The sequence below is a fragment of the Paraburkholderia lycopersici genome, from assembly GCF_900096975.1.
In the GTDB taxonomy this organism is placed as follows: Bacteria; Pseudomonadota; Gammaproteobacteria; order Burkholderiales; family Burkholderiaceae; genus Paraburkholderia; species Paraburkholderia lycopersici.
Map to the genome: position 1 here is coordinate 167,794 of NZ_FMYQ01000001.1, position 22,194 is coordinate 189,987.

The window sequence follows — 22,194 nt, forward strand, 5'->3', positions numbered from 1 at the left end:
CGAAGCGGGCAATTAAGGAGCGCGTGCCTATTCGTCTGATTAAATGACATTAACAATGCTTTCAGCACTGTTTCGAGGCACGCGGAACGCATTTTAAACCCATTAAAACTTGTTTGCGCCGCACAATAAAAAAATTCACGGAGAGCGGATTTATATGAATGGGCTATGCGAGCACTGCACAAGTCGAGCGCGACGCCGGCCGGCAGATTTGCGAAAAAAGCCTGGACGCTGGCGGCAAATGACGTCTGCAAGCAACTAGTCTTAGCCTTTCATGCTGCGAGGAACCCGCCGATGACATTGCGCCCAGCCGTTTCGTCCGCACTCTTGAAGTCGTCTGCCGCGCGCCGCACGTGCGCTTCATTGGCGCCGGCCGCAGCGCTTGCGCTCGGGTTCCTGGTCGCTTCGGGCGCATGCCGCGCCGCCGATGCACCGGTGTGCCGCAACGCCGACAGCCGCGCAGCGCCGGGCGCGGGCGACGATCCCATTTCGGCGGACACGCCCGGCAGCGACGGCACGCGCCTCTTTCCTCGCGGCAAGAGCGTGCGTATCGACGTTATTACGCGCGCCACGCGCGACGACAAGGTGCAATGGCAGATCTCCGACACCTGGAGCCGCACGCAGGCAAGCGGCGCCTTCCAGGTGGACGCGGGCCCGCGCGTCACGTCGATCGCCTGCACGATGCCGCGGGCGGGCTACTTCGCGTTCTCGGCCTCGCTCGCTTCGCAGCCTTCCGCGGGGTTGCCCCAGCGCGGCACGCGGCCGGCAGGCATCGCCACCTTCGGCGTGCTGCCCGACGTCGGCGCAGCACTTCCCGCGCCCAGCTTCGCACGCCAGGACCTGCACCGCTTCGGCGGACAAGGTTCCGCATACATAGCGCCCGGCCAGCACTGCTGCGGCGGCGACGGCTTGCGTCCCATGTACACGGACCTCGGTCTCGCATGGGCGAACGACAAGCGCGGCTGGTACGTCATGGAGCCGAAGGGCCCCAACACGTTCGACCCGGCCGCGTCCCAGCTCGATCTCTCGTTCAAGCCCGGCGACATCATGCGGCTGATCCAGCTCGACGGCATTCCCGCATGGGCAAGCCCGGACGGCAAGGAGACGCACAGCTACGCGCCGGCCTCGGCGGCTGCGCTGCGCGATTACATGGCGCGCGTTGGCGCCGAATCGGCACGCGTGCGCAAGCAGATCTTTCCGCGCCAGGCGCACAACTACTATCAGGTCACATGGGAACCCGACGCGGACGGCGGCCTGCCCTGGAAAGACACGGACGCGCATTTCGTCGAGCTCTACAAGACGATCTACGAAGGCATACACGCGAGCGACCCTTCGGCGATCGTCATGGGACCGACCTACGCGGGCGTGCAGGGCAACACGAAGTGGCTGAAGCAATTCGCACCACTTGGCATTGCCAGGTATCTCGACGGCGTGACGATCCATGGCTACTACGACTTCGGGACGAGCCCCTCGCATCCGCCCGAACGGCTCTATGGCACGCCCGAAAAAGGCACGCTCTCGCTGCCCGAGGCCATGCGCGAACTGCGCGCGACGATGCGCGACGTGCTCAAGCCCGGCGCGCCGCTCTTCGTGACCGAGACCGGCATCAGCTACGACATCGGCACGAACTACGCCGCCGACTATCCCGATGCGCAAACGCTCTACGCGCAGGCCGCGGTCGTCGCGCGCGCGCATTTGATCCTGCTCGGCGAAGGTGCCGACACCACGTTCGTGTTCTATGGCGCGGACATGCCGGAGACCACGCCGGGCTATGGCGTGTTCTTCGAGCTCGACCACCCGAAGGGCATGTATGGCGCGTCGAACATCAGTCCGAAGCCGGCCGCGCTCGCGGTCGCGGCCATGACGCGCCTCATCGACGGCACCTATACGCTCGGGCCCCTGCGCGGCACGCCCGCGGGCGTCTACGCCTACGCGTTCGCACGCCCCGATGACGGCAAGGGCAAAGGCGGCGGCAAGGTCGTCACGGCGCTATGGAGCCACGACAACGCGCGCTGGAGCGCGAAGACCGGCTTCGACGCGACGCGCGCGACGAACTACGCGCTGCAGGTGGACGCGCGCGGCCGCTCGGGCCAGGTAAGCGTGCTCGACATGATGGGCAACGCGACCACGATGACCTACAACGACGGCATGCTCCCGCTGCGGCTGACCGAATCGCCCGTGTATGTCGTGTCGAATAACGCGGACATCGTCAAGTCGAACGCCGTCACGCCCGCGGGATACGTCGCGCAGAAGCCCTGAGCGCGCGCCGCCCGCAGCCGATGCGCGGCGCAAAGCCGCGCGCTGGCCGTGTCGCGACGGCGCCTGCGGGCGGCGGCATATTGGCCCACGATAGCGAGACTTAGGCGGCTCTGGACAGTGCAACACAATATCGACCCGCCTAGACTGCTGATGAACACGCCGCGTGCGCGGCGGCTGCGCCTCGGACCATCTCGTCCACACGACCGACACCCCACGGATACGCACATCCATGCTGTCGCCTACCGAATTCCTGGAGGTGGTGCGACTCGCACCGCTCGTCGCGATCGACCTGATCGTCGCCGATGCCGACGGCCGCGTGCTCGTGGGCCAACGGCGCAATCGTCCGGCGCGCGGCACGTGGTTCGTGCCGGGAGGGCGCATCCGCAAGGACGAGCGGCTCGACGCGGCGTTCACGCGCATCGTGCAGACAGAGCTGGGCATTGCGAGCATGCAGCGCTCGTCGGCGCGCTTCGTAGGCGTGTACGAGCATCTATATCCGGACAACTTCGCGGCAGAGAACGGCATCGGCACGCACTACGTCGTGCTCGCCTACGCGTTCATGCTGGACAGCACGGTGCCGGTCGGGCGCTTCGATCAGCACAGCCAGTACGCGTGGCTGTGGCCCGAAGAACTGCTCCTGCGCGACGACGTGCACAAGAACACGAAGGAATATTTCCGCTAGCCAGAGGCGCCGCGCGAGGCGTCTCGCGCCTCAGTCGCGGTGCTCGTCGCGCGCGCACGAACGGCGCGCCCGCGCGATAAATGACGCGCTCAGCTTATTGCCGCCGCTGGGGCGAGCGTCGCGCGTTCGTCGTCATCCTCCGCGCTCGCGAAGCAAGCAGGCATCCCCTCCTGCTCGCACGGCGCCTCGCGCCGTTCACGCGCGCGCAGCCACGCGCCAAACGCCTCGCGCACCTCGGGGTGGCGCAGCGCATAGTCGACCGTCGCCTGCAAATAGCCGAGCTTGCTGCCGCAATCGAAGCGGTGCCCGCTATAGCGGTACGCGAGCACCTGCTCGTCGGCGAGCATCGACTGGATCGCGTCGCTCAGTTGCCACTCCTCACCCGGAGCGGGACGCAAGCGGCGCAAATGATCGAAGACGCCGGGCATCAGCACGTAGCGGCCCACGACGCCAAGCGTGGAGGGCGCGTTGGCGGGCTCGGGCTTTTCGACGATGCGCGACACGCGAAACACATGCTCGTCCCAAGGCCGGCCCATCACGACGCCGTACGAGCGCGAGTGCTCGCGCTCGATCTCCTCGACGGCCACGAGCGAGCAGTGGTAGTGATCGAAGCGTGCGAGCATCTGCGTGAGCACGGGCGGGTCGGCGGCGATGAGGTCGTCGGCGAGCAGCACGGCAAACGGCTCGTCGCCGATGATCTTCTGCGCGCACAACACCGCGTGGCCCAAGCCGAGCGGCTCGGGCTGGCGCACGAATATGCATTCCACGTGGGCGGGCTTGATGCCCTGCACGGTTTCGAGCAGCGCCGCCTTGCCGCGCGCCTGCAGTTCGCGCTCGATCTCGTAGGACTTGTCGAAGTGGTCTTCGATGGCCCGCTTGCCGCGCCCCGTCACGAAGATCAGCTCGGTGATGCCGGCCGCCACCGCCTCTTCGACCGCATACTGGATGAGCGGCTTGTCCACGACAGGCAGCATTTCCTTGGGGCTGGCCTTCGTGGCCGGCAGGAAACGCGTGCCGAGACCCGCAACCGGAAAAACAGCCTTGCGCACTTTTATCATGGTCGCCTCGTTGTCTCGCAGGGTTTCGGTGGTTCGTCCGGACAGCGCGGATTTCACGTCAACAGGCGCCGGTATGGCGATGATGGACGCGCAGTCAGCTTAACCAGCGCATACCGAGCCATTCTGCCAACTTCTCGGCATTTTCAGACTGCGCCGTGCGGCGGCGGCTCACCGGCCTATGATGAATCCCGAGAGCGTGATGTGACCGCGAATCCCTGCTACACGGGGGCGCGCGACGCAAAAACGCAACGTACTCCTGCGAATCCTTTCTGCGCGAGGAACCGGCCATGCACATCGATCGGGTGGTCTGCCGGCTAGCCGCCTTCCAGCCGCGCGGCGCTCACTTCAAGTTCGGACACGTGGCCAAACGCATCGGCATACTGGTTTTCGAGGGCTTCCCGCTCGGGGACGTGACCTTGCTCGCCGACGTGTTTCGTCTTGCGAACGATGCCTGCGCCGACACCCTCCCCGCCTATTCGCTCGTCATGCTCTCGGAGCCCGGCGGCAACGTGGCGAGCGGCTGCGGCCTGCGGATATGGTCGGAAAGTCTGCACGGGCCGCTGCGCAGCGGCTTCGACACGCTTTTCATCGCGGGCGGCCCGGGCGCGGCCCTGGCGCGCGACAACGCGCGGCTCATCGCACGGCTGCAGACGCTCGCGCCCAAGGTGCGCATCATCCGCGCGCTCGGCGAAGGGCGCGCCGTGCTCGCCGCCGCCGACGTGCCCTTCCTGCGCGCCGGCGGCAACTCGGCAACCTCGGCGCAGCGGCTGCGCCGCGCGCTCGAGGCGCGCAACGCCGGCGCTTCGGTCATCGCGCCTTCGGAGGCGCTGGTCGCGGCGCTCAAGGTCGTCAAGCGCAATCATGGCGTGGCGCTTGCACAGCGCGTTTCCGAGGACTCGATGCCGGGTTCGTGGGAACGCCTCGGCCCGATGCTCGACGACGGCGAAACGGACAGCGCGAACGGCAAGATCAGTTCGGCCGCACACTGGCTGCGCGAGAACTATCACCAGCCGATCTCGGTCGCCGACGCGGCGCGCGTCGCGCAGATGAGCATGCGCAACTTCCTGCGCCACTTCAAGACACAAACGGGGCTCACGCCGTCCGAATATCTGCTGCGCACGCGGCTCGATGCCAGTTGCCTGCTGCTTTCGCAAACCAATCTGCCGATCGACGAAATCGCACAACGTTGCGGCGTGCCGCGCGGCGAGCGCCTTGCAAGAATCTTCCGGCGACGGCTTTCGATTTCGCCCTCGGGGTATCGCGCGGTGAACCGGCGGGCGTCGGGCGAGTGACGCTGGCTCGCGAAGTGCCGCGGTAAACGCAGGACGCCGCGCTCCCGCGCGGCGCCGTCGTCATCGGGCCCGAACGGCTTCGTCGGTTACAGCATGCCGGAGCCGAAGATTTCGGTATGGATGCGCGAGGCGTCGATGCCACGCGCGAGCAGCGCTTCGCGCTGCTCGCGCATGAACGCGACCGGTCCGCAGAGGTAGTAATCGGCTTCGGGCAGCAGCACGTCCTGCTCGATGCGGCCGATATCGATGCGGCCTTCGAAGTCGTAGTCCACACCCTGGCGGTCGTTCGCGCCCACTTCTTCGTAAAACACCGCGCGCTTGACGTTCGGATGGCCGGCGACGGCGTTGCCCAGGAATTCGCGGAACGCGTGCACTTTCGTGTTGCGGCAGGCGTGCACGAACGTCACCTTGCGCTCGCTGCGCTCGGCGAGCAGCGTGGCGAGCATCGACTTCATCGGCGTGATGCCGACGCCGCCGCTCATCAGCACGACCGGCGTCGACTTCTTGCGATCGAGCGTGAATTCGCCCATCGGCGCGCTCACGTGCACGACCGCGCCTTCTTCCACGCCGTCGTGCATGATGTTCGAGACGTGGCCCGGCTGCGCGTCGCCGCGGCCCGGCTCGCGCTTCACCGAGATGCGCAGCCACTTGCCGTGGGGCGCGTTGGAGAGGCTGTACTGGCGGGGCTGGTCCACGCCGAGCGTGTCGACGAAGCGCGTCACGCTCACGTACTGGCCCGGCTCGAAACCGCCGGCCGACGCGCCGTCGGCCGGCGCGAGATAGAACGACGTGATCTCGTCGCTTTCGACTTGCTTGCGCACGACCTTGAACGGACGGAAGCCGCTCCACGACGCAGCCTCGTAAAGCTTCGCTTCGGTGCCGATCATGATGTTCGCGAGCTGCTCGTACGCCACGGTCCAGGCTTCGAGCGTGGGTTGGTCCACGGCGTCGCCGAGCACGTCGACGACTGCGCCAAGCAGATGGCGGCCGACGATCGGATAGTGCTCCGGACGGATGTTCAGGCTTGCGTGCTTGTGCGCGATGTGCGTGACCGCGCCGCCGAGCGCCCCCAGGTTGTCGATGTTCGCCGCGTAGGCGTAGACCGCACGCGCGAGGGTTTCGGGCTGGCTGCCGCTTTGCTGGTGCGTCTGGTTGAAGATGTTCTTGAGCTCGGGATGAGCAGCGAACATCCGCTTATAGAAATGCTTGGTGATCGTGGCGCCGTGCTCGGCGAAAACGGGCGCGGTGGCCTTGACGCGGGCCATCTGGTCGGCGGTGAGCGCAGTCATTTGTGGCTTCTCCTTGGTAAAGATGCGCAAAAGATACATCTTTAAAGAGACAGCCCGACCCAGGCATTTTGTCGCACCCCAGCATTTTCCCGGTGGCGGCGCCCACGAGCCATTGGCCGTGGGTCCCTTCACAGGCCCGCGCGGATTTTTTGCGTTGCAGGAAACAGACTATTTCGTGGCGATACGGCTCCCCGACGTTAGCGCCGGGCAGACGGCAGATGCGTCGCCACCTCCTTTTTATGCGCCCTGGCCTCCGCTTTTGCCTGCGCCGCGGTCGTGCCGCCAAAGCACGTCGCTGCCTCCCGCCGCCCGGTTCAACACGCGGGCGAGTACGAAGAGCAGATCGGAGAGACGGTTCACGTAACGGCGCGGCGCATCGGCGAGCGGCGCTCCGGAATCCGGCGCGCCGAGCGCGACGACCACCCGCTCTGCGCGCCGGCACACCGTACGGCAAACATGGGCCAGCGCCGCCGCGCGCGACCCTCCCGGCAAGATGAATTCCTTGAGTGGCGGCAGCGTGGCGTTGTAGTGCGCGAGCCAGGCATCGAGCCGCGCGAGGTGCTCATCAGCGACGAGCGTGTGACCCGGTATGCACAGTTCGCCGCCGAGATCGAACAAATCGTGCTGGATCGCGACGAGCACGTCGCGCACGTCGTCGGGAAGCGACTCGCACAACAGCACGCCGATCTGCGAGTTCAGTTCGTCGACGTCGCCGATCGCGGCAATGCGCGCGTCGTCCTTGCGCACGCGGCTGCCGTCGCCGAGGCCCGTCGTGCCGTCGTCCCCGGTGCGTGTTGCGATCTTGCTCAGGCGATTGCCCATGATGTGCCCCTCCGAGGCTGTGAATCCGCACAAGCCGTGCATTGCGAGCGCCCATCGGCTGTGCGTGTCGCGGACGCGGCGGCCATTATAGGTTTCGTGCACCGCAGCATGCGGGACGCACCTCTGCCGCGCGAACGTTCAGCGTAAAATGATCCGAGCCAGAACACATCCATACGAAGGAGACCCCGCGTGAATCATCCCGCGCCGCCGGCGCTCGCTCGCCGCCCGTTCCCCGCCGAACTCCTCGATCAACTGCGCAGCGCCTTCGGCGAACGCCTCTCCGTGTCCGAAGCCGTGCGCGCCCATCATGGCCGCGACGAGTCGCCTTTCGACCCGCAATTGCCCGACGCCGTCGTTTTCGCACACAGCACCGCGGAAGTCCAGACTATCGTCAAGCTGTGCGCCCGTCATGGCGTGCCGATCATTCCTTACGGCAACGGCTCGTCACTCGAAGGTCACTTGCTGGCCGTGCAGGGCGGCGTCTCGATCGATCTCTCGCAGATGAACCGCGTGCTCTCGATCAACGCCGAAGACCTCACCGTAACGGTGGAGCCGGGCATTTCCCGCAAGCAGCTCAACGAAGCGCTGCGCGACACGGGCCTTTTCTTTCCGATCGACCCGGGCGCCGACGCGAGCATTGGCGGCATGACGGCCACCCGCGCCTCCGGCACGAATGCCGTGCGCTACGGCACGATGCGCGAGAACGTGCTCAGTCTGACCGCCGTGCTGGCCGATGGCCGCGTCGTCAAAACCGGCACGCGGGCGCGCAAGTCGTCGGCCGGCTACGACCTCACGCGTCTTTTCGTGGGCTCGGAAGGCACGCTGGGCGTGATCACCGAGATCACGGTACGGCTCTACCCGCAGCCCGAGGCCGTCTCCGCGGCGGTGTGCGCGTTTCCCTCGATGGCCGACGCCGTGCGCACGGTCATCGAAACGATCCAGATCGGCGTGCCGATTGCGCGCGTGGAATTCATCGACTCGCTCGCCGTGCGCGCAATCAACAAGCATTCGAACCTCACGCTGCGCGAAAAGCACACGCTCTTCTTCGAATTCCATGGCACCGCGGCCGGTGTCGAGGAGCAGGCACAGCTCGTACAGGAGCTTGCCGCGCAGCACGGCGGAGAAGGCTTTGAATGGGCCACGCGCGCCGAGGACCGCAGCCGCCTGTGGAACGCGCGCCACAGCGCGTACTTCGCGATGCTGCAGCTAAAGCCGGGCTGCCGCGCCGTGACGACCGACGTGTGCGTGCCGATCTCGCGCCTCGCCGAATGCGTGGTGGAGACCGAAAACGATCTCAAGGCCTCGCCGCTGCCTTGCCCGATCGTCGGCCACGTAGGTGACGGCAACTTCCACGTGGCGATCCTGATCGACCCGGACAAGCCCGAGGAAATCGATGAAGCCGAGCGCCTGAACCACCGCATCGTGCAACGCGCGATCGCAATGGACGGCACCTGCACGGGCGAACACGGCGTGGGCCTGCACAAGATGGATTTCCTCGTGGAAGAGCACGGCGCAGACACCATCGATACGATGCGCGCCCTCAAGCGTGCACTCGATCCGCAGAACCTGATGAACCCGGGCAAGATCTTCAACTGGGCGGCGTAGCGGCCTGCGCGTTCGCGCCACGGCGCGCCCGCCGGGCGCGCCCGATGCGGCCTGCGGCATAACCGGCGAGCGCAGACACAAGCGCAGACATGCGCACGAAAGCAGGAGGAGAGATGAACGCACCCGAGATGAAGTTGCCAGACCTGAGCCCGGAAGCGCTCGAGCAACGCCAGCGCGAAGTTGTCCAGGCGTTGATGGCCGTGCTGCCAGCGCATTGCCTGCTGCATCGCGAGGAGGACACCGTTGCCTACGAGTGTGACGGACTCGCGGCCTACCGGCGGCTGCCGCTCGCCGTGGCGCTCCCGGAAACCGAGTCGCAGGTGCAGCGCATCGTGCAGATCTGCCTGCGCCTCGACGTGCCGATCGTCCCCCGAGGCGCAGGCACCGGGCTCTCGGGCGGAGCCATGCCGATCCGCCACGGCATTGTGCTTTCGCTCGCGCGCTTCAAGCGCATTCTCGAAGTCGATCCCTATGCGCGCACGGCCACCGTGCAGCCCGGCGTGCGCAATCTCGCCGTTTCCGAGGCAGCGGCGCCCTTCGGCCTTTACTACGCGCCCGATCCTTCCTCGCAGATCGCCTGCACGATAGGCGGCAACGTTTCGGAGAATTCGGGCGGCGTACATTGCCTCAAATACGGCCTCACCGTGCATAACGTGCTGCGCGTGCGCGCGGTGACGATGGATGGCGAGATCGTCGAGTTCGGCTCGCTCGCACCCGACGCACCGGGCCTCGATCTGCTCGCCGTGATGATCGGCAGCGAAGGCATGTTCGCCATCGTGACCGAAGTCACCGTCAAGCTGATTCCGCGACCGCAAACGGCGCAGGTCATCATGGCGAGCTTCGACGACGTCGTGAAAGGTGGCGACGCGGTGGCGGGCATCATCGCCTCGGGCATCATTCCGGCCGGCCTCGAGATGATGGACAAGCCGGCCACGCGCGCCGTGGAGGAGTTCGTGAACGCAGGCTACGACCTCGACGCCGCCGCGATCCTGCTGTGCGAAGCCGACGGCACGCCCGAAGAAGTCGCCGACGAGATCGGGCGCACGACCGCCGTGCTGCGTGAGCATGGCGCCACGCGCATTCAGATCTCGCGCACGGAAGAGGAGCGCCTGCGCTTCTGGTCGGGTCGCAAGAACGCATTTCCCGCGGCAGGCCGCATCTCGCCCGACTACTACTGCATGGACGGCACGGTGCCACGCCGCGCGATCGGCCCGCTGCTCGCGCGCATCCACGAAATGGAAAAGCAGTACGGGCTGCGCTGCATCAATGTGTTCCACGCCGGCGACGGCAACATGCATCCGCTTATCCTCTTCAACGGCAACGACCTCGACGAATGGCACCGCGCCGAGGCCTTCGGTTCGGACATTCTCGAAACCTGCGTCGAACTGGGCGGAACCGTGACGGGCGAGCACGGCGTGGGCATCGAGAAGATCAACTCGATGTGCGTGCAGTTTTCGCCTGAAGAGCGCGATGCGTTTCACGCCGTGAAGCACGCGTTCGATCCGGCCGGGCTGCTCAACCCTGACAAGGGCATTCCCACGCGCGCGCGCTGCGCCGAGTACGGCCGCATGCACGTGCGCGGGAATTTGCTGCCGCACCCGGAGTTGCCGCGCTTCTGACGTTCGTCCATGCATTGCGTGTGACCCGCATGCGGGTCCGCTCCGGGTTGTCAGAAGAGGTTCGCCCAGTACAATCGAACGAACCACATAGCGAACGAACGCGACCATCACGACATGGAAGAGGACGACATCGTCTCGGACTGGTCCGAGCGCATCCGCGCGGCGAGCGCCGATGGCCGGGCGCTGCGCATCCGCGGCGGGGGCACCAAGGACTGGTACGGCCAGTCGCTCGAAGGCGAGATTCTCGACACGCGCGCGCATCGCGGCATCATTTCGTATGACCCGGCAGAGCTCGTGATCACGGCGCGCGCCGGCACGCCGCTCGCGGAAATCGAGGCGGCGCTCGCCGCGCACGGGCAGATGCTCGCGTTCGAGCCGCCGCACTTCGGCGCGCAGGCGACGCTGGGCGGCTGCATCGCGGCGGGCATCGCGGGGCCGCGGCGCGCGAGCGCAGGCGCGCCGCGCGACTTCGTCCTGGGCGCCGTGCTCATGAATGGCCGCGGCGAGGTGTTGCATTTCGGCGGCCAGGTCGTGAAGAACGTGGCGGGTTACGATGTCTCGCGCCTCATGGCGGGATCGCTCGGCACGCTCGGCCTGATGCTGGAACTTTCCGTGAAAGTGCTGCCCGCGCCGCAGGCCGAAACCACGCTGAGGTTCGACATGAACGGCACCGACGCCGTGCGCAAGCTCAACGAATGGGGCGGCCGCCCGCTGCCGATGACGGCGAGCGCCTGGCGCAACGGCACGCTCGCGGTACGCCTTGCGGGCGCGGAAGCGGCCGTGAAGACGGCGCGCGCGAGCCTGGGGGGCGAGGTGGTGGACGCCGTGGAAGCCGAGCGCTTCTGGGCTGGCCTTCGGGAACAGACCGATCCGTTCTTCGCGTCGATCATGCCCAGCACGGCGCTCTGGCGCCTCTCGCTGCCCTCGATCGCGGAACCCTTGCAACTGCCCGGCGCGCAACTCATGGAATGGGGCGGCGCGCAACGATGGTGGATCACCGAAACCGACGCTCAAACGGTCCGCATCAGCGCGAAGCAGGCGGGCGGCCATGCCACGATGTTCCGCACCGGTCGCGACTATGACCGCAGCGCGGGCGTATTCACGCCCTTGCCCGTGCCGCTCATGAAGATCCATCGCGGCCTGAAGGCCGCCTTCGATCCGGCCCGCATCTTCAATCGCGGCCGGCTGTACTCCGACTTTTGACGACACCCATACGCGGCGATGCAGACGAACCTCGCGGACTTCATTCGCAACACTCCCGACGGCGAAGAAGCCGACGCGATCCTGCGCAAGTGCGTGCATTGCGGCTTCTGCACCGCGACCTGCCCGACCTATCAACTGCTCGGCGACGAACTGGACGGGCCGCGCGGGCGCATCTATCTCATGAAGCAGATGGCGGAAGGCGCGCCGGTCACGAAGAGCACGCTCACGCACCTCGACCGCTGCCTCACCTGCCGCAGTTGCGAAACCACCTGCCCCTCGGGCGTGCAGTACGGGCGCCTCGTTGAAGTAGGCCGCAAGCATGCCGAACAGATGGTGCGGCGGCCGCTGCGCCAGCGCCTCATGCGCCGCCTGCTGGCAGGGCTGCTGCCGCGCCGCGCGCTCTTCACGCCGGCCATGCGCCTCGGCCAGCAGGTGCGGCCACTCTTGCCCAGGCGGCTGCGCGACAAGGTGCCGGTGCGCCAGCGGCCGCTTGCGTGGCCCACCGCGAAGCACGCCCGCAAGATGCTGATGCTGCAAGGCTGCGTGCAGCCTTCGATGATGCCCAACATCAACATCGCCACCGCGCGCGTGCTGGACGCGCTCGGCATCGAAACGATCGTGGCATCGCAATCGGGCTGCTGCGGCGCGATCCGCCTCCATATGGGCTATGCCGACGACGCGCTCGGCGACGTGCGCGCGAACATCGACGCCTGGTGGCCGTACATCGAGCAGGGCGTGGAAGCGATCGTGATGAATGCCTCCGGCTGCGGCGCGACGGTGAAGGAATATGCACATCTGCTGCGCGACGATCCGGCTTATGTGGAGAAAGCGCGCCGCGTGGTCGAACTCACGCGCGATCTTTCCGAACTGCTCCCGGCCTTCGAAGAGCAACTCGTGGCGGCCACGCGGCGGCGCGGGATCAAGACGGTCGCCTGGCATCCGCCCTGCACATTGCAGCACGGCCAGCAATTGCGCGGCGGCGTGGAAAAGCTGCTCACGGCGCTCGGGCTCGACGTGCGCCTGCCCGCCGACAGCCATCTTTGCTGCGGCTCGGCCGGTACCTACTCGATCGTGCAGCCGCGCCTTTCGTACACGCTGCGCAACCAGAAGGTGGACCGGCTGCAGGCGCTCGAGCCGCAACTGATCGTCTCGGCCAACATAGGCTGCATCACGCACCTGCAAAGCGGCACGGCAATTCCGGTCACGCACTGGATTGAGCTGGTCGAACATATGCTGGCGGCGAACTGATGTCGGGAACGGAGCCAGCGTAACGAAACGCCAGGCGCGCAAACAGTCGGCCATTCGGCATAGGCTTTCCGGCCAGTGTTTTCGCCTCGTGCGCAGTCCGTATAATGGCCGTCGTTCTGATTCGTTTTGGACCCAAAGGCGGCGCGGGCAAATTCGCACGCCCGCTCAAGCACGATGACCGATCTCTCCCACAATCTCGAAGCTGTCCGCGAGCGCATCGCGGCCGCCGCCCGCAATGCCGGCCGCGACCCGCAAAGCGTGGAGCTGCTCGCGGTTTCCAAAACGTTTCCCGCGCAGGACGTGCGCGCCGCTTACGCCGCCGGCCAGCGCGCGTTCGGCGAAAACTACGTGCAGGAAGCCGTGGACAAGATCGAAGCGCTCGCCGACCTGCGCGCGAATCTCGAATGGCATTTCATCGGGCCGCTCCAGTCGAACAAGACGCGCCCCGTCGCCGAGCGTTTCGACTGGGTCCATTCGGTCGACCGTCTGAAGATTGCCGAGCGCCTTTCGGCGCAGCGTCCGGCCGGCATGGCGCCGCTCAACGTCTGCCTGCAGGTCAACGTCAGCGGCGAGGCCAGCAAGAGCGGCGTCGCCCCGCAAGAAGCGCGGCAGGTCGCGGGGCAGATCGCCGCCCTGCCCAATCTGCGGCTGCGCGGGCTCATGTCGATCCCGGAACCGGAATCCACGCTCGAGGCGCAGCGCGCGCCGCACCGGCAATTACGCGAGCTGTTCGACGCGCTTCGCGCGCAAGGCCTCGCGCTCGACACGCTCTCCATGGGCATGTCGGCCGACCTCGAAGCCGCGGTGCTCGAAGGCGCGACGATCGTGCGCGTCGGCACCGCGATTTTCGGCGCGCGCAACTACTCTCACTGATCCACGAACTCTTCCCAGCACCATGAAAATCGCATTCATCGGCGGCGGCAACATGGCCGCCGCACTCATCGGCGGCCTGATCCGCAAGGGCGTTCCCGCCGATAACCTCTACGCAATCGATCCGAACGAGGACGCCCGCAAGCGCAGCGCCGAGCAGTTCGGCGTGTGCACCGGCGCCGCCGCGGACGGCGCGCTCGCGTCGTACGACGCGGTGCTGATCGCGGTGAAACCGCAAATCGCCAAGGCTGTCGCCGAAGGCATCGCGCCACATCTCGGCGTCCATCAGGTCGTCATCAGCATCATGGCCGGCATTCGCATCGACGACCTGTCGCGCTGGCTGAACGGTCACGCACGCATCGTGCGCACGATGCCGAACACGCCTGCGCTGATCGGCATGGGCGCGACCGGTCTCGTCGCGAGCGGCGGCGTGGACGCGGCGGGTCGCCAGCTCGCGTCCGACGTGCTCGGCGCCGTGGGTCAAACGGTCTGGTTCGACGACGAAGCGAAGATCGACGCCGTCACGGGCATCTCGGGCAGCGGGCCAGCCTATGTGTTCTACTTCATCGAAGCGCTCGAAGAAGCCGCGCGCCAGCTCGGCATGGACGAGCAGCAAGGCCGCGCGCTAGCCATCGCCACGTTCGCGGGCGCGGCGCAGCTAGCGTTGCAATCGGACGAGCCGCCCGCCGTGCTGCGCGAGCGCGTGACCTCGAAGGGTGGCACGACGGCCGCGGCGCTGGCGTCGTTCGACGCCTCGGGCGTGAAGGCCGCCATTGTCAAGGGCGCACTGGCGGCAGATGCACGCGCGAAGGAAATGGGCGAAGAGTTCGGCAAGCAGTAAGGCGGCTTATGCGCGGCGGCTCGTTCGTCGCCGCGAGCGCCAGCCAGCCATGAAAAAAACGCCGGGTACGTTATGCAGCCGGCGTTTTTTCATCTCGGGCCTCGAAGAAGAAGCGCGAATGCCCTTAGAGGCCCGATACGGCGTAGTGCGCCGCGATCCCCACGAAGAGCACGCCGCCCAGCCAGTTGTTATGGCGGAAAGCCGCGAAACATGGCATGCGCTCGCGGCCCTTGATAAGCGTGTAGTGGTAAATCGCGCAGCCCGCCGCGGCCGCCCAGCCGAGCCAGTAAAGCCAGCCGAAACCTAGCGTCACGCCCACCCACACATAGATGCCGAGCGTAGCCGCATAGCAGAGCATGATCGCGAGTACGTCGTAGCGGCCGAAGGTGAGCGCCGAGGTTCGAATGCCGATCTTGATGTCGTCGTCGCGATCGACCATCGCGTACTCGGTGTCGTACGCCACCGACCAGAACACGTTAGCGACCAGCATGACCCACGCGAGCAGCGGCACGTGGTCCTGCACGGCGGCGAACGCCATCGGAATGCCGAAACCGAATGCGATGCCCAGGTAGGCCTGAGGAATCGCAAAAAAGCGCTTCGTGAACGGGTACGAAGCCGCTACGAACAGCGCCACGACCGAGAGCTGCTTCGTGAGCGTGTTGAGCGGCAGGATCAAGAGAAACGAGACGAGCGCGAGACCGGCAGCGATCGCAACCGCTTCCCAGGCGCGGATGCGACCCGAGGTGATGGGACGCTCGGCCGTGCGCTTCACGTGGCGGTCGAAGTCGCGGTCGGCGTAGTCGTTGATGGCGCAGCCCGCTGAGCGCATCAGCACCGTGCCGATGGTGAAGATGACCAGCAGCGAGACCGGCGGATGGCCGTCCGAGGCGATCCACAGCGCGTTGAGCGTCGGCCAGAGCAGCAGCAGGCTGCCGATCGGCTTGTCCATGCGGACTAGCCGCAGATAGAGCGGGAGACGGGCGAACATGATCGGTGCAGGAAAAACGATGCCGCTATTGTAGGCCAGGGCGCCGCCTCGCCGCCTCCGGCCGCGCCCGCATATCCGTCCCCGCGAGCAGCACGGCGCACGCCGTAAAGACGAAGGCCCGCCGGACACCGGCGGGCCTTTCATCGCGTTCATCGCGCTCGCGGCAAGGCGCAGGCGCGCCGCGTTCGTATCAAGCCAGCAGCGAGCGCAGCATCCACGCGGTCTTTTCGTGCGTCTGCATGCGTTGCGTGAGCAGGTCGGCGGTCGGCTCGTCGTTGGCCGCTTCCGTCGCAGGGAAGATCGCGCGCGCCGTGCGCACCACCGCTTCCTGACCTTCCACCAGCTGGCGGATCATGTCTTCCGCGGCTGGCACGCCGTCGGCTTCGGGAATCGACGAGAGCTTCGCGAATTCCTTGTAGCTGCCCGGCGCGTGGACGCCCAGCGCGCGGATGCGTTCGGCGATCGCGTCGACGGCCAGCGCGAGTTCGTTGTATTGCCCCTCGAACATCAGATGGAGCGTGTTGAACATCGGCCCCGTGACGTTCCAGTGGAAGTTGTGCGTCTTCAGATACAGCGTGTAGGTGTCCGCGAGCAGGCGCGAGAGCCCTTCTGCGATCTTCTTGCGATCCTTGTCGCTGATGCCGATATTCACGTGCTGTACGGTTGCTTTTTTGGCCATGACGACTCCTTTTCTAGCAGTGAGACTACGCGTGCGTAACGATCCGGCTTGCGCCGCGCGCGCCGTTCGGCGCCCGTGCGCGAACGCTCGATCGTCTGTCAGTGTAGCCTGGAAATCCCGACAAGCCGGCTCATCCGGCCCTACTGCGCCGCCCGCTTTCAGTGTCCCGCGAAATGCGCGAGGCCTTGCACGGCGAGCGCCACCAAACCGCTCGCCACGACCGCGAATCCCACCGCGCGCCGAACGAGCTGCGTGCCTTGCGCGCGCGTGCGAACCATGGCGGCGGCTTCGCCACGCGCCTCGCCTGCGCCCATGGTCTTGAGGGTCATCGTCATCGTTCGGGTCATGATCGTGCTCCTGGCGTCACCTTTGGTCCTGCTTCGGGCGCGGACCGCCATCCGGGCGCGTTGTGACAACACGCCGCGCCCACGTCCTTACTTCGCCTGCTCCGCGAGCTTCGCGATCGCGTCGCTCACGCCTTGCGCATACGCCGGATCGGCGCGGCGGAAGTGCCCGATCTGGCGCTCCACGATTTCCGCGGGCACGCCCGCGATATGCCGCGCGATGTTCGCGAAGAGCCGCTCGCGCTGGCCCGCGTTGAACAACCGGAACAACGCGCCCGGCTGGCTGTAGTAATCGTCGTCCTCGCGGTGATCGTAGTGATCGACCGCGCCGGCCGCGAGCGGCGGCTCGCCGGCCTGCCGACGCTGCGCGAAGTCGCCGAAGCGGCTCGGCTCGTAGTTCGCGTTGCCGCCGAGGTTGCCGTCGGTGCGCATCGCGCCGTCGCGATGGAACGAATGGAACGGGCAGCGCGGCGCGTTCACCGGAATCTGGTGATGGTTGACGCCCAGGCGATAGCGCTGCGTATCGCCATACGAGAACAGGCGCCCCTGCAACAGACGATCCGGCGAGAAACCGATGCCCGGCACCACGTTCGCAGGCGAGAAAGCGGCCTGCTCGACATCGGCGAAATAGTTCTCCGGATTGCGATTCAACTCGATCGTGCCCACGTCGATCAACGGGTAATCCTTGTGCGGCCAGACCTTCGTGATGTCGAAGGGGTTGTACGGCACCTTGGCGGCATCGGCCTCGGGCATCACCTGAATGCGGAAATGCCACTTCGGGAAATTGCCCTTCTCGATCTCGTCATACAGATCGCGCTGCGCCGATTCGCGGTCCTGAGCGATCACCTGCGCCGCGTCGGCGTCGCTGTAGTTCTCCACGCCCTGGGCGGACTTGAAGTGGAACTTCACGTAGAAGCGCTCGCCGTTCGCGTTGATGAACGAGAACGTGTGCGAACCGAAGCCGTGCTGCTGGCGATAGTTCTTCGGAATGCCGCGATCGCTCATGAGGATCGTCACCTGATGAAGCGATTCCGGATGGCGCGACCAGAAGTCCCACGCCGCCACGTTGCTGCGCATGTTCGTGCGCGGATCGCGCTTTTGCGTGTGGATGAAGTCGGGGAACTTGAGCGGATCGCGAATGAAGAACACCGGCGTGTTGTTGCCCACGACGTCCCAGTTGCCCTCTTCCGTGTAGAACTTGATCGAAAAGCCGCGCACGTCGCGCTCGGCGTCGGCGGCGCCACGTTCGCCCGCCACGGTCGAGAAGCGGATGAAGAGCGGCGTTCGCTTGCCGACCTCGCCGAACACCTTGGCCTTCGTGAACCGCGAAATGTCGTGCGTGACCTCGAGCGTGCCGAACGCGCCCGAGCCCTTCGCGTGCACGCGGCGCTCGGGAATCACTTCGCGGTCGAAGTGCGCGAGCTTTTCGAGGAGCCACACGTCCTGCAGCATCACGGGGCCGCGCGGGCCGGCGGTGAGCGAGTTCTGGTTATCGACGACGGGCGCGCCGGCTGCCGAAGTGAGAGTGCGGTCGGTCATGCTGGATTCCTTGTGTGCTGGTGAATTCGGAAATGCGGTGAACCTTGCGGCGAGACGGCTGGCCGTCAGGCAGACAGCGCGCGATCGACGAGCAGCGAAAACGCCACACTGCGAAGACCCGAAACGGCGCGGGCAGGTGCGGTGGGCGCGGGGGTGGTCGGGACGTTGGTTTGCATCGCTTCCTCCAGGGGTTTCCGGTTGGGTACGGTTGGAAGAAACTTTATCATTGACTATTGATATAGATAATTTGATTTATTTAATCTATCAAATAGGCGCAGATTATTGGGGACGCAATCTAAATTGAAAACAGGCAAGCGCAGGCGAACGCCGGGCGAAGGGAGATGCGCGCCGCGCGTACTCACCACGCGCGACGCGAGGCACGGCGCAATACGTCAGGCCGCCTCGGCAGGCGCCTCGATCTTCTTCACGCCGGGCAGATCGCAGGCGTGAATCGCATCGACGATCGCCTCGATCGCGGGCATGCGCGTGAAGCTCTTGCGCCACGCGAGCACCACGCGGCGATCGGGCACCGGCTCGTCGAACGGCACGTACGAAAGCAGCCCCGAATCGACGCCGCCCGCGTGCGGCTTCACCTCGGTCACCGACATGCGCGGCAGCACGGTGATGCCCACGCCGCTCGCGACCATATGGCGGATGGTCTCCAGCGACGACCCTTCGAAGGTTTTCTGGATGCCGTCGGCGTTCTGCGAGAAGCGCATGAGTTCCGGGCACACGCCCAGCACATGGTCGCGGAAGCAATGGCCACTGCCCAGCAGCAGCATGGTTTCCTGCTTGAGGTCGTCCGGGTCGATCTTTGCGCGCTTCTCCCACGCGTGGCCCGAGGGCAGCGCCACGACGAACGGCTCATCATAGAGCGGCCGCATCGTGAGGCCGGTTTCCGGGAACGGCAACGCCATGATCGCCACGTCGATCTCGCCTTGCTTGAGCAGCTCGATCAGCTTGAGCGTGTAGTTCTCCTGCAGCATGAGCGGCATTTGCGGCACGCGCTTGATCATCTGCTTGACGAGCGTGGGCAGCAAATACGGCCCGATCGTGTAGATCACGCCGAGGCGCAGCGGCCCCACGAGCGGGTCCTTGCCCTGCTTGGCGATTTCCTTGATGGCGAGCGTCTGCTCGAGCACGCGCTGCGCCTGCGTCACGATCTGCTCACCGATGGGCGTCACGCTCACCTCGCTCGTGCCGCGCTCGAAAATCTGCACGTTCAGTTCGTCTTCGAGCTTCTTGATCGCGACCGAAAGCGTGGGCTGGCTCACGAAGCAGGCTTCCGCGGCCCTTCCGAAGTGGCGCTCGCGGGCGACTGCGACAATGTATTTCAATTCAGTGAGCGTCATTGGGGGACCAATCAAGAAAGGTGAATCAATAGTTTGTACTTATACACCTATGGCGGCGATTCGCCAATAATCAACGCCCCTATGCGGGGCGGGATCACGAAAGAGTCGGACGGCGCGGGCGCGCGCAGGTTCCCCGAACTGGTCGGCTTACGCCTTCAGATACTGCTCGCGGGCGCCGAGCCAGCGATTCAGATGCTGCGCGACGACGTGCGGAAACTCGTGCAGCAGGCGCTCGGCTGCGCCCCGCGCAGGCTCGATCAGCCATTCGTCGTTTTCGAGGCTCGCGAAGCGCAGCATCGCCGCGCCAGATTGACGCGCCCCGAGAAACTCGCCGGGACCGCGGATTTCGAGGTCCCGGCGCGCGATCTCGAAGCCGTCGGTGGTCTCGCGCATGGTTTGCAGGCGCGCGCGGCCGGTTTGCGACAGCGGCCCCGTGTAGAGCAGCACGCACACCGAGGCCGCGCTGCCCCGCCCCACGCGCCCGCGCAACTGGTGAAGCTGCGCGAGGCCGAAACGCTCCGCGTGCTCGATCACCATCAGCGAGGCGTTGGGCACGTCCACGCCCACTTCGATCACCGTTGTCGCTACCAGCAACTGCACTTCGTTGCGCGAGAACGCGTCCATCACCGCAGCCTTGTCCGCCGATGCAAGGCGGCCATGCACGAGTCCCACGGCGAGCTCGGGCAGCGCGGCAACGAGCGTTTCGTAGGTCTCGACAGCCGTTTGCAATTGCAGCGTCTCGCTTTCCTCGATGAGCGGACATACCCAGTACACCTGACGACCCGTGAGCGCCGCCGCACGCACGCGCGCGATCACTTCCTCGCGCCGCGCGTCGGAAACGAGCTTGGTGAGGATCGGCGTGCGGCCGGGCGGCAGTTCGTCGATGGTGGAGACGTCGAGGTCCGCGTAATACGTCATGGCGAGCGTGCGCGGGATCGGTGTGGCCGACATCATCAGTTGATGCGGCTGGAACTCGCGCGCCGCGGCGTCGGGCGACTGCGCCGGCGAACGCGCGTTCTGCGCCTTGGCGCGCAGCGCGAGCCGCTGCTCGACGCCGAAGCGATGCTGTTCGTCGACGATCACGAGGCCGAGGCGGGCGAATTCCACGGCGTCCTGAATGATCGCGTGCGTGCCGATCACGAGCTGCGCCGTGCCGAGCGCCGCCGCTTCGAGCGCCGCGCGCTTTTCCTTCGCCTTGAGGCTGCCCGCAAGCCACGCGACCTGCACGCCGAGCGGTTCGAGCCAGCCGCGCAGCTTGCGCGCATGCTGTTCCGCGAGAATTTCGGTGGGCGCCATGAGCGCCGCCTGGTAGCCGGCGTCGATGGCCTGCGCGGCGGCGAGCGCCGCCACCACGGTCTTGCCGCTGCCGACGTCGCCTTGCAGGAGGCGCTGCATCGGGTGCGGCTGTTCGAGGTCGTGAGCGATTTCGCCGATCACGCGCTCCTGCGCGCCTGTCAGCGTGAACGGGAGCGCGCCGCGCAGGCGCGCGAGCAGCGTCTCGTCGCTCTTGCGGCCCGCGACGTGGCGCGCCATCGCGGGCGCCGCGCGCGTGCGCCGCTCCTCATGTGCGCGCTTGAGGGACAGTTGTTGCGCGAGCAGCTCCTCGAACTTGATGCGCGTCCAGGCGGGATGCGTGCCGTCGATGAGTTCGTGCTCGTCGGCATTCACTGGCGGATGGTGCAGCGTCTTCACCGCGTCCATCAGCGGCGGCAAATCGAGCGGCGCCATGAACTTGCGCGCCACGGCTTCCGGCAGCAACTCGGGCAGCGAGGCGCGGGCCAGCGCGTTGTCGATCGCCTTGCGCAGATACGCCTGGCTCACGCCCGCCGTGGACGGATAGACCGGCGTGAGCGCCTGCGGCAGCGGCGCGCCGCCTTCCACGACCTTCACCGCCGGGTGCACCATCTCCAGGCCAAAGAAGCCACCGCGCACGTCGCCGCGCACGCGCAGACGCTTGCCGATCGCCATCTGCGCGACCTGCGAGCCGTAGAAGTTCAGGAAGCGCAGGTGCAGTTCGCCGCCGCCCGCCTGATCCGGGTCGCGCAGCTTCACCACCAGTTGACGACGCGGCCGGTACGCGACCTCGTTGTCGAACACCACGCCTTCGGTTTGGGCGACGCCGCCTGGCAGCAATTCGCCGATGGGCGTGAGCGTGGTTTCGTCCTCGTAGCGCATCGGCAGGTGCAGCACGAGGTCGATGTCGCGCGTGAGGCCGAGCTTGGCGAGGCGGTCGGCGGTCCTGGCGAGTTTGGGCTTCTCCCTGGCCGTCGATTGATCGGCAGCCTTGTCCGCGGACTTCCTGCTCGCGCGCTTGCGCGCCGGCGACGCGGCCTGTGCAGCCGCCTCCGGCTGCCGCGCTCCGGCGCCGGCCTCGGGCGTGCCCGCATCGTCGCGCGCTTCGCTCGCGGAATCGGGTTCGGGCATCAATCGGCTAACGGAAGGGGGCATGGGCAGCTTCGCAAGTACAATATCGGCTTTCCGGCATGGCGCGGCGCATAGGGCGCGAC

At 66.4% G+C, this 22,194-nt stretch carries 18 protein-coding genes; 9 read left to right on the forward strand and 9 right to left on the reverse strand.

The window, feature by feature from the left end; genetic code table 11:
* Positions 1–291: 291 nt before the first annotated feature.
* On the forward strand, positions 292–2,256 hold the full coding sequence (locus tag BLU17_RS00650) for a hypothetical protein (protein ID WP_245746677.1): 1,965 nt from the start codon (positions 292–294) through the stop codon (positions 2,254–2,256).
* Positions 2,257–2,485: 229 nt separating this feature from the next.
* On the forward strand, positions 2,486–2,938 hold the full coding sequence (locus BLU17_RS00655) for a GDP-mannose mannosyl hydrolase (RefSeq protein WP_091993098.1): 453 nt from the start codon (positions 2,486–2,488) through the stop codon (positions 2,936–2,938).
* An 89-nt stretch (positions 2,939–3,027) separates the two neighbouring features.
* Here the strand turns inward: BLU17_RS00655 and galU are convergent, their stop codons facing one another.
* Positions 3,028–3,996, reverse strand: coding sequence for a UTP--glucose-1-phosphate uridylyltransferase GalU (gene galU, locus BLU17_RS00660; RefSeq protein ID WP_091993100.1), 969 nt, complete (start codon positions 3,994–3,996; stop codon positions 3,028–3,030).
* Between the two features lie 287 nt (positions 3,997–4,283).
* On the opposite strand from galU, the gene BLU17_RS00665 reads away from it, so the two are divergent.
* Positions 4,284–5,288: a GlxA family transcriptional regulator gene (locus BLU17_RS00665; protein ID WP_091993102.1), complete on the forward strand. Its 1,005-nt coding sequence runs from the start codon at positions 4,284–4,286 to the stop codon at positions 5,286–5,288.
* 86 nt (positions 5,289–5,374) lie between these two features.
* On the opposite strand, the gene hmpA is transcribed toward BLU17_RS00665, so the two are convergent.
* Both hmpA and BLU17_RS00675 read right to left on the reverse strand, forming a co-directional pair.
* Positions 5,375–6,577 (reverse strand): NO-inducible flavohemoprotein, encoded by a 1,203-nt coding sequence (gene hmpA, locus BLU17_RS00670; protein WP_091993104.1) that lies wholly within the window; start codon positions 6,575–6,577, stop codon positions 5,375–5,377.
* Positions 6,578–6,814: 237 nt separating this feature from the next.
* Positions 6,815–7,399: a cob(I)yrinic acid a,c-diamide adenosyltransferase gene (locus BLU17_RS00675; RefSeq protein ID WP_091993106.1), complete on the reverse strand. Its 585-nt coding sequence runs from the start codon at positions 7,397–7,399 to the stop codon at positions 6,815–6,817.
* 189 nt (positions 7,400–7,588) lie between these two features.
* On the opposite strand from BLU17_RS00675, the gene BLU17_RS00680 reads away from it, so the two are divergent.
* From BLU17_RS00680 to proC, 6 genes are all read left to right on the forward strand, one after another.
* A complete protein-coding gene (locus tag BLU17_RS00680; RefSeq protein WP_091993108.1) occupies positions 7,589–9,004 on the forward strand; it encodes an FAD-binding oxidoreductase in 1,416 nt (471 codons plus the stop codon).
* A 128-nt stretch (positions 9,005–9,132) separates the two neighbouring features.
* The gene (locus BLU17_RS00685; RefSeq protein ID WP_425434052.1) at positions 9,133–10,623 is read left to right on the forward strand and encodes an FAD-linked oxidase C-terminal domain-containing protein; all 1,491 of its coding nucleotides are present in this window, start codon (positions 9,133–9,135) and stop codon (positions 10,621–10,623) included.
* Positions 10,624–10,737: 114 nt separating this feature from the next.
* The gene (glcE, locus tag BLU17_RS00690; RefSeq protein WP_091993112.1) at positions 10,738–11,826 is read left to right on the forward strand and encodes a glycolate oxidase subunit GlcE; all 1,089 of its coding nucleotides are present in this window, start codon (positions 10,738–10,740) and stop codon (positions 11,824–11,826) included.
* A gap of 18 nt (positions 11,827–11,844) precedes the next feature.
* Positions 11,845–13,074 carry a glycolate oxidase subunit GlcF gene (glcF, locus tag BLU17_RS00695; RefSeq protein ID WP_091993114.1) on the forward strand — a complete coding sequence of 410 codons (1,230 nt, stop codon included), beginning with the start codon at positions 11,845–11,847 and terminating at the stop codon, positions 13,072–13,074.
* A 174-nt stretch (positions 13,075–13,248) separates the two neighbouring features.
* A complete protein-coding gene (locus tag BLU17_RS00700; RefSeq protein ID WP_091993116.1) occupies positions 13,249–13,947 on the forward strand; it encodes a YggS family pyridoxal phosphate-dependent enzyme in 699 nt (232 codons plus the stop codon).
* Between the two features lie 22 nt (positions 13,948–13,969).
* Entirely contained in the window at positions 13,970–14,785 is an 816-nt protein-coding gene (proC, locus tag BLU17_RS00705) for a pyrroline-5-carboxylate reductase (RefSeq protein ID WP_091993118.1), read from the forward strand.
* Between the two features lie 124 nt (positions 14,786–14,909).
* Here proC and ubiA read toward each other — a convergent pair whose 3' ends face one another.
* From ubiA to recG, 6 genes are all read right to left on the reverse strand, one after another.
* A complete protein-coding gene (gene ubiA / locus BLU17_RS00710) occupies positions 14,910–15,773 on the reverse strand; it encodes a 4-hydroxybenzoate octaprenyltransferase (RefSeq protein ID WP_091993119.1) in 864 nt (287 codons plus the stop codon).
* A gap of 190 nt (positions 15,774–15,963) precedes the next feature.
* Positions 15,964–16,452, reverse strand: a complete 489-nt coding sequence (locus BLU17_RS00715) for a Dps family protein (protein WP_091993121.1) — start codon at positions 16,450–16,452, stop codon at positions 15,964–15,966.
* Positions 16,453–16,610: 158 nt separating this feature from the next.
* Positions 16,611–16,799 (reverse strand): hypothetical protein, encoded by a 189-nt coding sequence (locus BLU17_RS32145; protein ID WP_143189149.1) that lies wholly within the window; start codon positions 16,797–16,799, stop codon positions 16,611–16,613.
* 87 nt (positions 16,800–16,886) lie between these two features.
* Positions 16,887–18,335, reverse strand: a complete 1,449-nt coding sequence (locus BLU17_RS00720; protein WP_091993122.1) for a catalase — start codon at positions 18,333–18,335, stop codon at positions 16,887–16,889.
* A gap of 392 nt (positions 18,336–18,727) precedes the next feature.
* A complete protein-coding gene (locus tag BLU17_RS00725; RefSeq protein ID WP_091993124.1) occupies positions 18,728–19,687 on the reverse strand; it encodes a hydrogen peroxide-inducible genes activator in 960 nt (319 codons plus the stop codon).
* 147 nt (positions 19,688–19,834) lie between these two features.
* Entirely contained in the window at positions 19,835–22,135 is a 2,301-nt protein-coding gene (gene recG, locus BLU17_RS00730) for an ATP-dependent DNA helicase RecG (protein WP_091994149.1), read from the reverse strand.
* Between the last annotated feature and the right edge of the window lie 59 nt (positions 22,136–22,194).

Bases quoted from the DNA above. Each gene is read 5' to 3' on its own strand.
- recG (WP_091994149.1), bottom strand. From the start codon at position 22,135: ATGCCCCCTTCCGTTAGCCGATTGATGCCCGAACCCGATTCCGCGAGC.
- hmpA (WP_091993104.1), bottom strand. From the start codon at position 6,577: ATGACTGCGCTCACCGCCGACCAGATGGCCCGCGTCAAGGCCACCGCG.
- BLU17_RS00685 (WP_425434052.1), top strand. From the start codon at position 9,133: ATGAAGTTGCCAGACCTGAGCCCGGAAGCGCTCGAGCAACGCCAGCGC.
- ubiA (WP_091993119.1), bottom strand. From the start codon at position 15,773: ATGTTCGCCCGTCTCCCGCTCTATCTGCGGCTAGTCCGCATGGACAAG.
- proC (WP_091993118.1), top strand. From the start codon at position 13,970: ATGAAAATCGCATTCATCGGCGGCGGCAACATGGCCGCCGCACTCATC.
- BLU17_RS32145 (WP_143189149.1), bottom strand. From the start codon at position 16,799: ATGACCCGAACGATGACGATGACCCTCAAGACCATGGGCGCAGGCGAG.
- BLU17_RS00655 (WP_091993098.1), top strand. From the start codon at position 2,486: ATGCTGTCGCCTACCGAATTCCTGGAGGTGGTGCGACTCGCACCGCTC.
- BLU17_RS00700 (WP_091993116.1), top strand. From the start codon at position 13,249: ATGACCGATCTCTCCCACAATCTCGAAGCTGTCCGCGAGCGCATCGCG.
- BLU17_RS00715 (WP_091993121.1), bottom strand. From the start codon at position 16,452: ATGGCCAAAAAAGCAACCGTACAGCACGTGAATATCGGCATCAGCGAC.
- galU (WP_091993100.1), bottom strand. From the start codon at position 3,996: ATGATAAAAGTGCGCAAGGCTGTTTTTCCGGTTGCGGGTCTCGGCACG.
- glcF (WP_091993114.1), top strand. From the start codon at position 11,845: ATGCAGACGAACCTCGCGGACTTCATTCGCAACACTCCCGACGGCGAA.
- BLU17_RS00665 (WP_091993102.1), top strand. From the start codon at position 4,284: ATGCACATCGATCGGGTGGTCTGCCGGCTAGCCGCCTTCCAGCCGCGC.
- BLU17_RS00725 (WP_091993124.1), bottom strand. From the start codon at position 19,687: ATGACGCTCACTGAATTGAAATACATTGTCGCAGTCGCCCGCGAGCGC.
- BLU17_RS00720 (WP_091993122.1), bottom strand. From the start codon at position 18,335: ATGACCGACCGCACTCTCACTTCGGCAGCCGGCGCGCCCGTCGTCGAT.
- BLU17_RS00650 (WP_245746677.1), top strand. From the start codon at position 292: ATGACATTGCGCCCAGCCGTTTCGTCCGCACTCTTGAAGTCGTCTGCC.
- BLU17_RS00675 (WP_091993106.1), bottom strand. From the start codon at position 7,399: ATGGGCAATCGCCTGAGCAAGATCGCAACACGCACCGGGGACGACGGC.
- glcE (WP_091993112.1), top strand. From the start codon at position 10,738: ATGGAAGAGGACGACATCGTCTCGGACTGGTCCGAGCGCATCCGCGCG.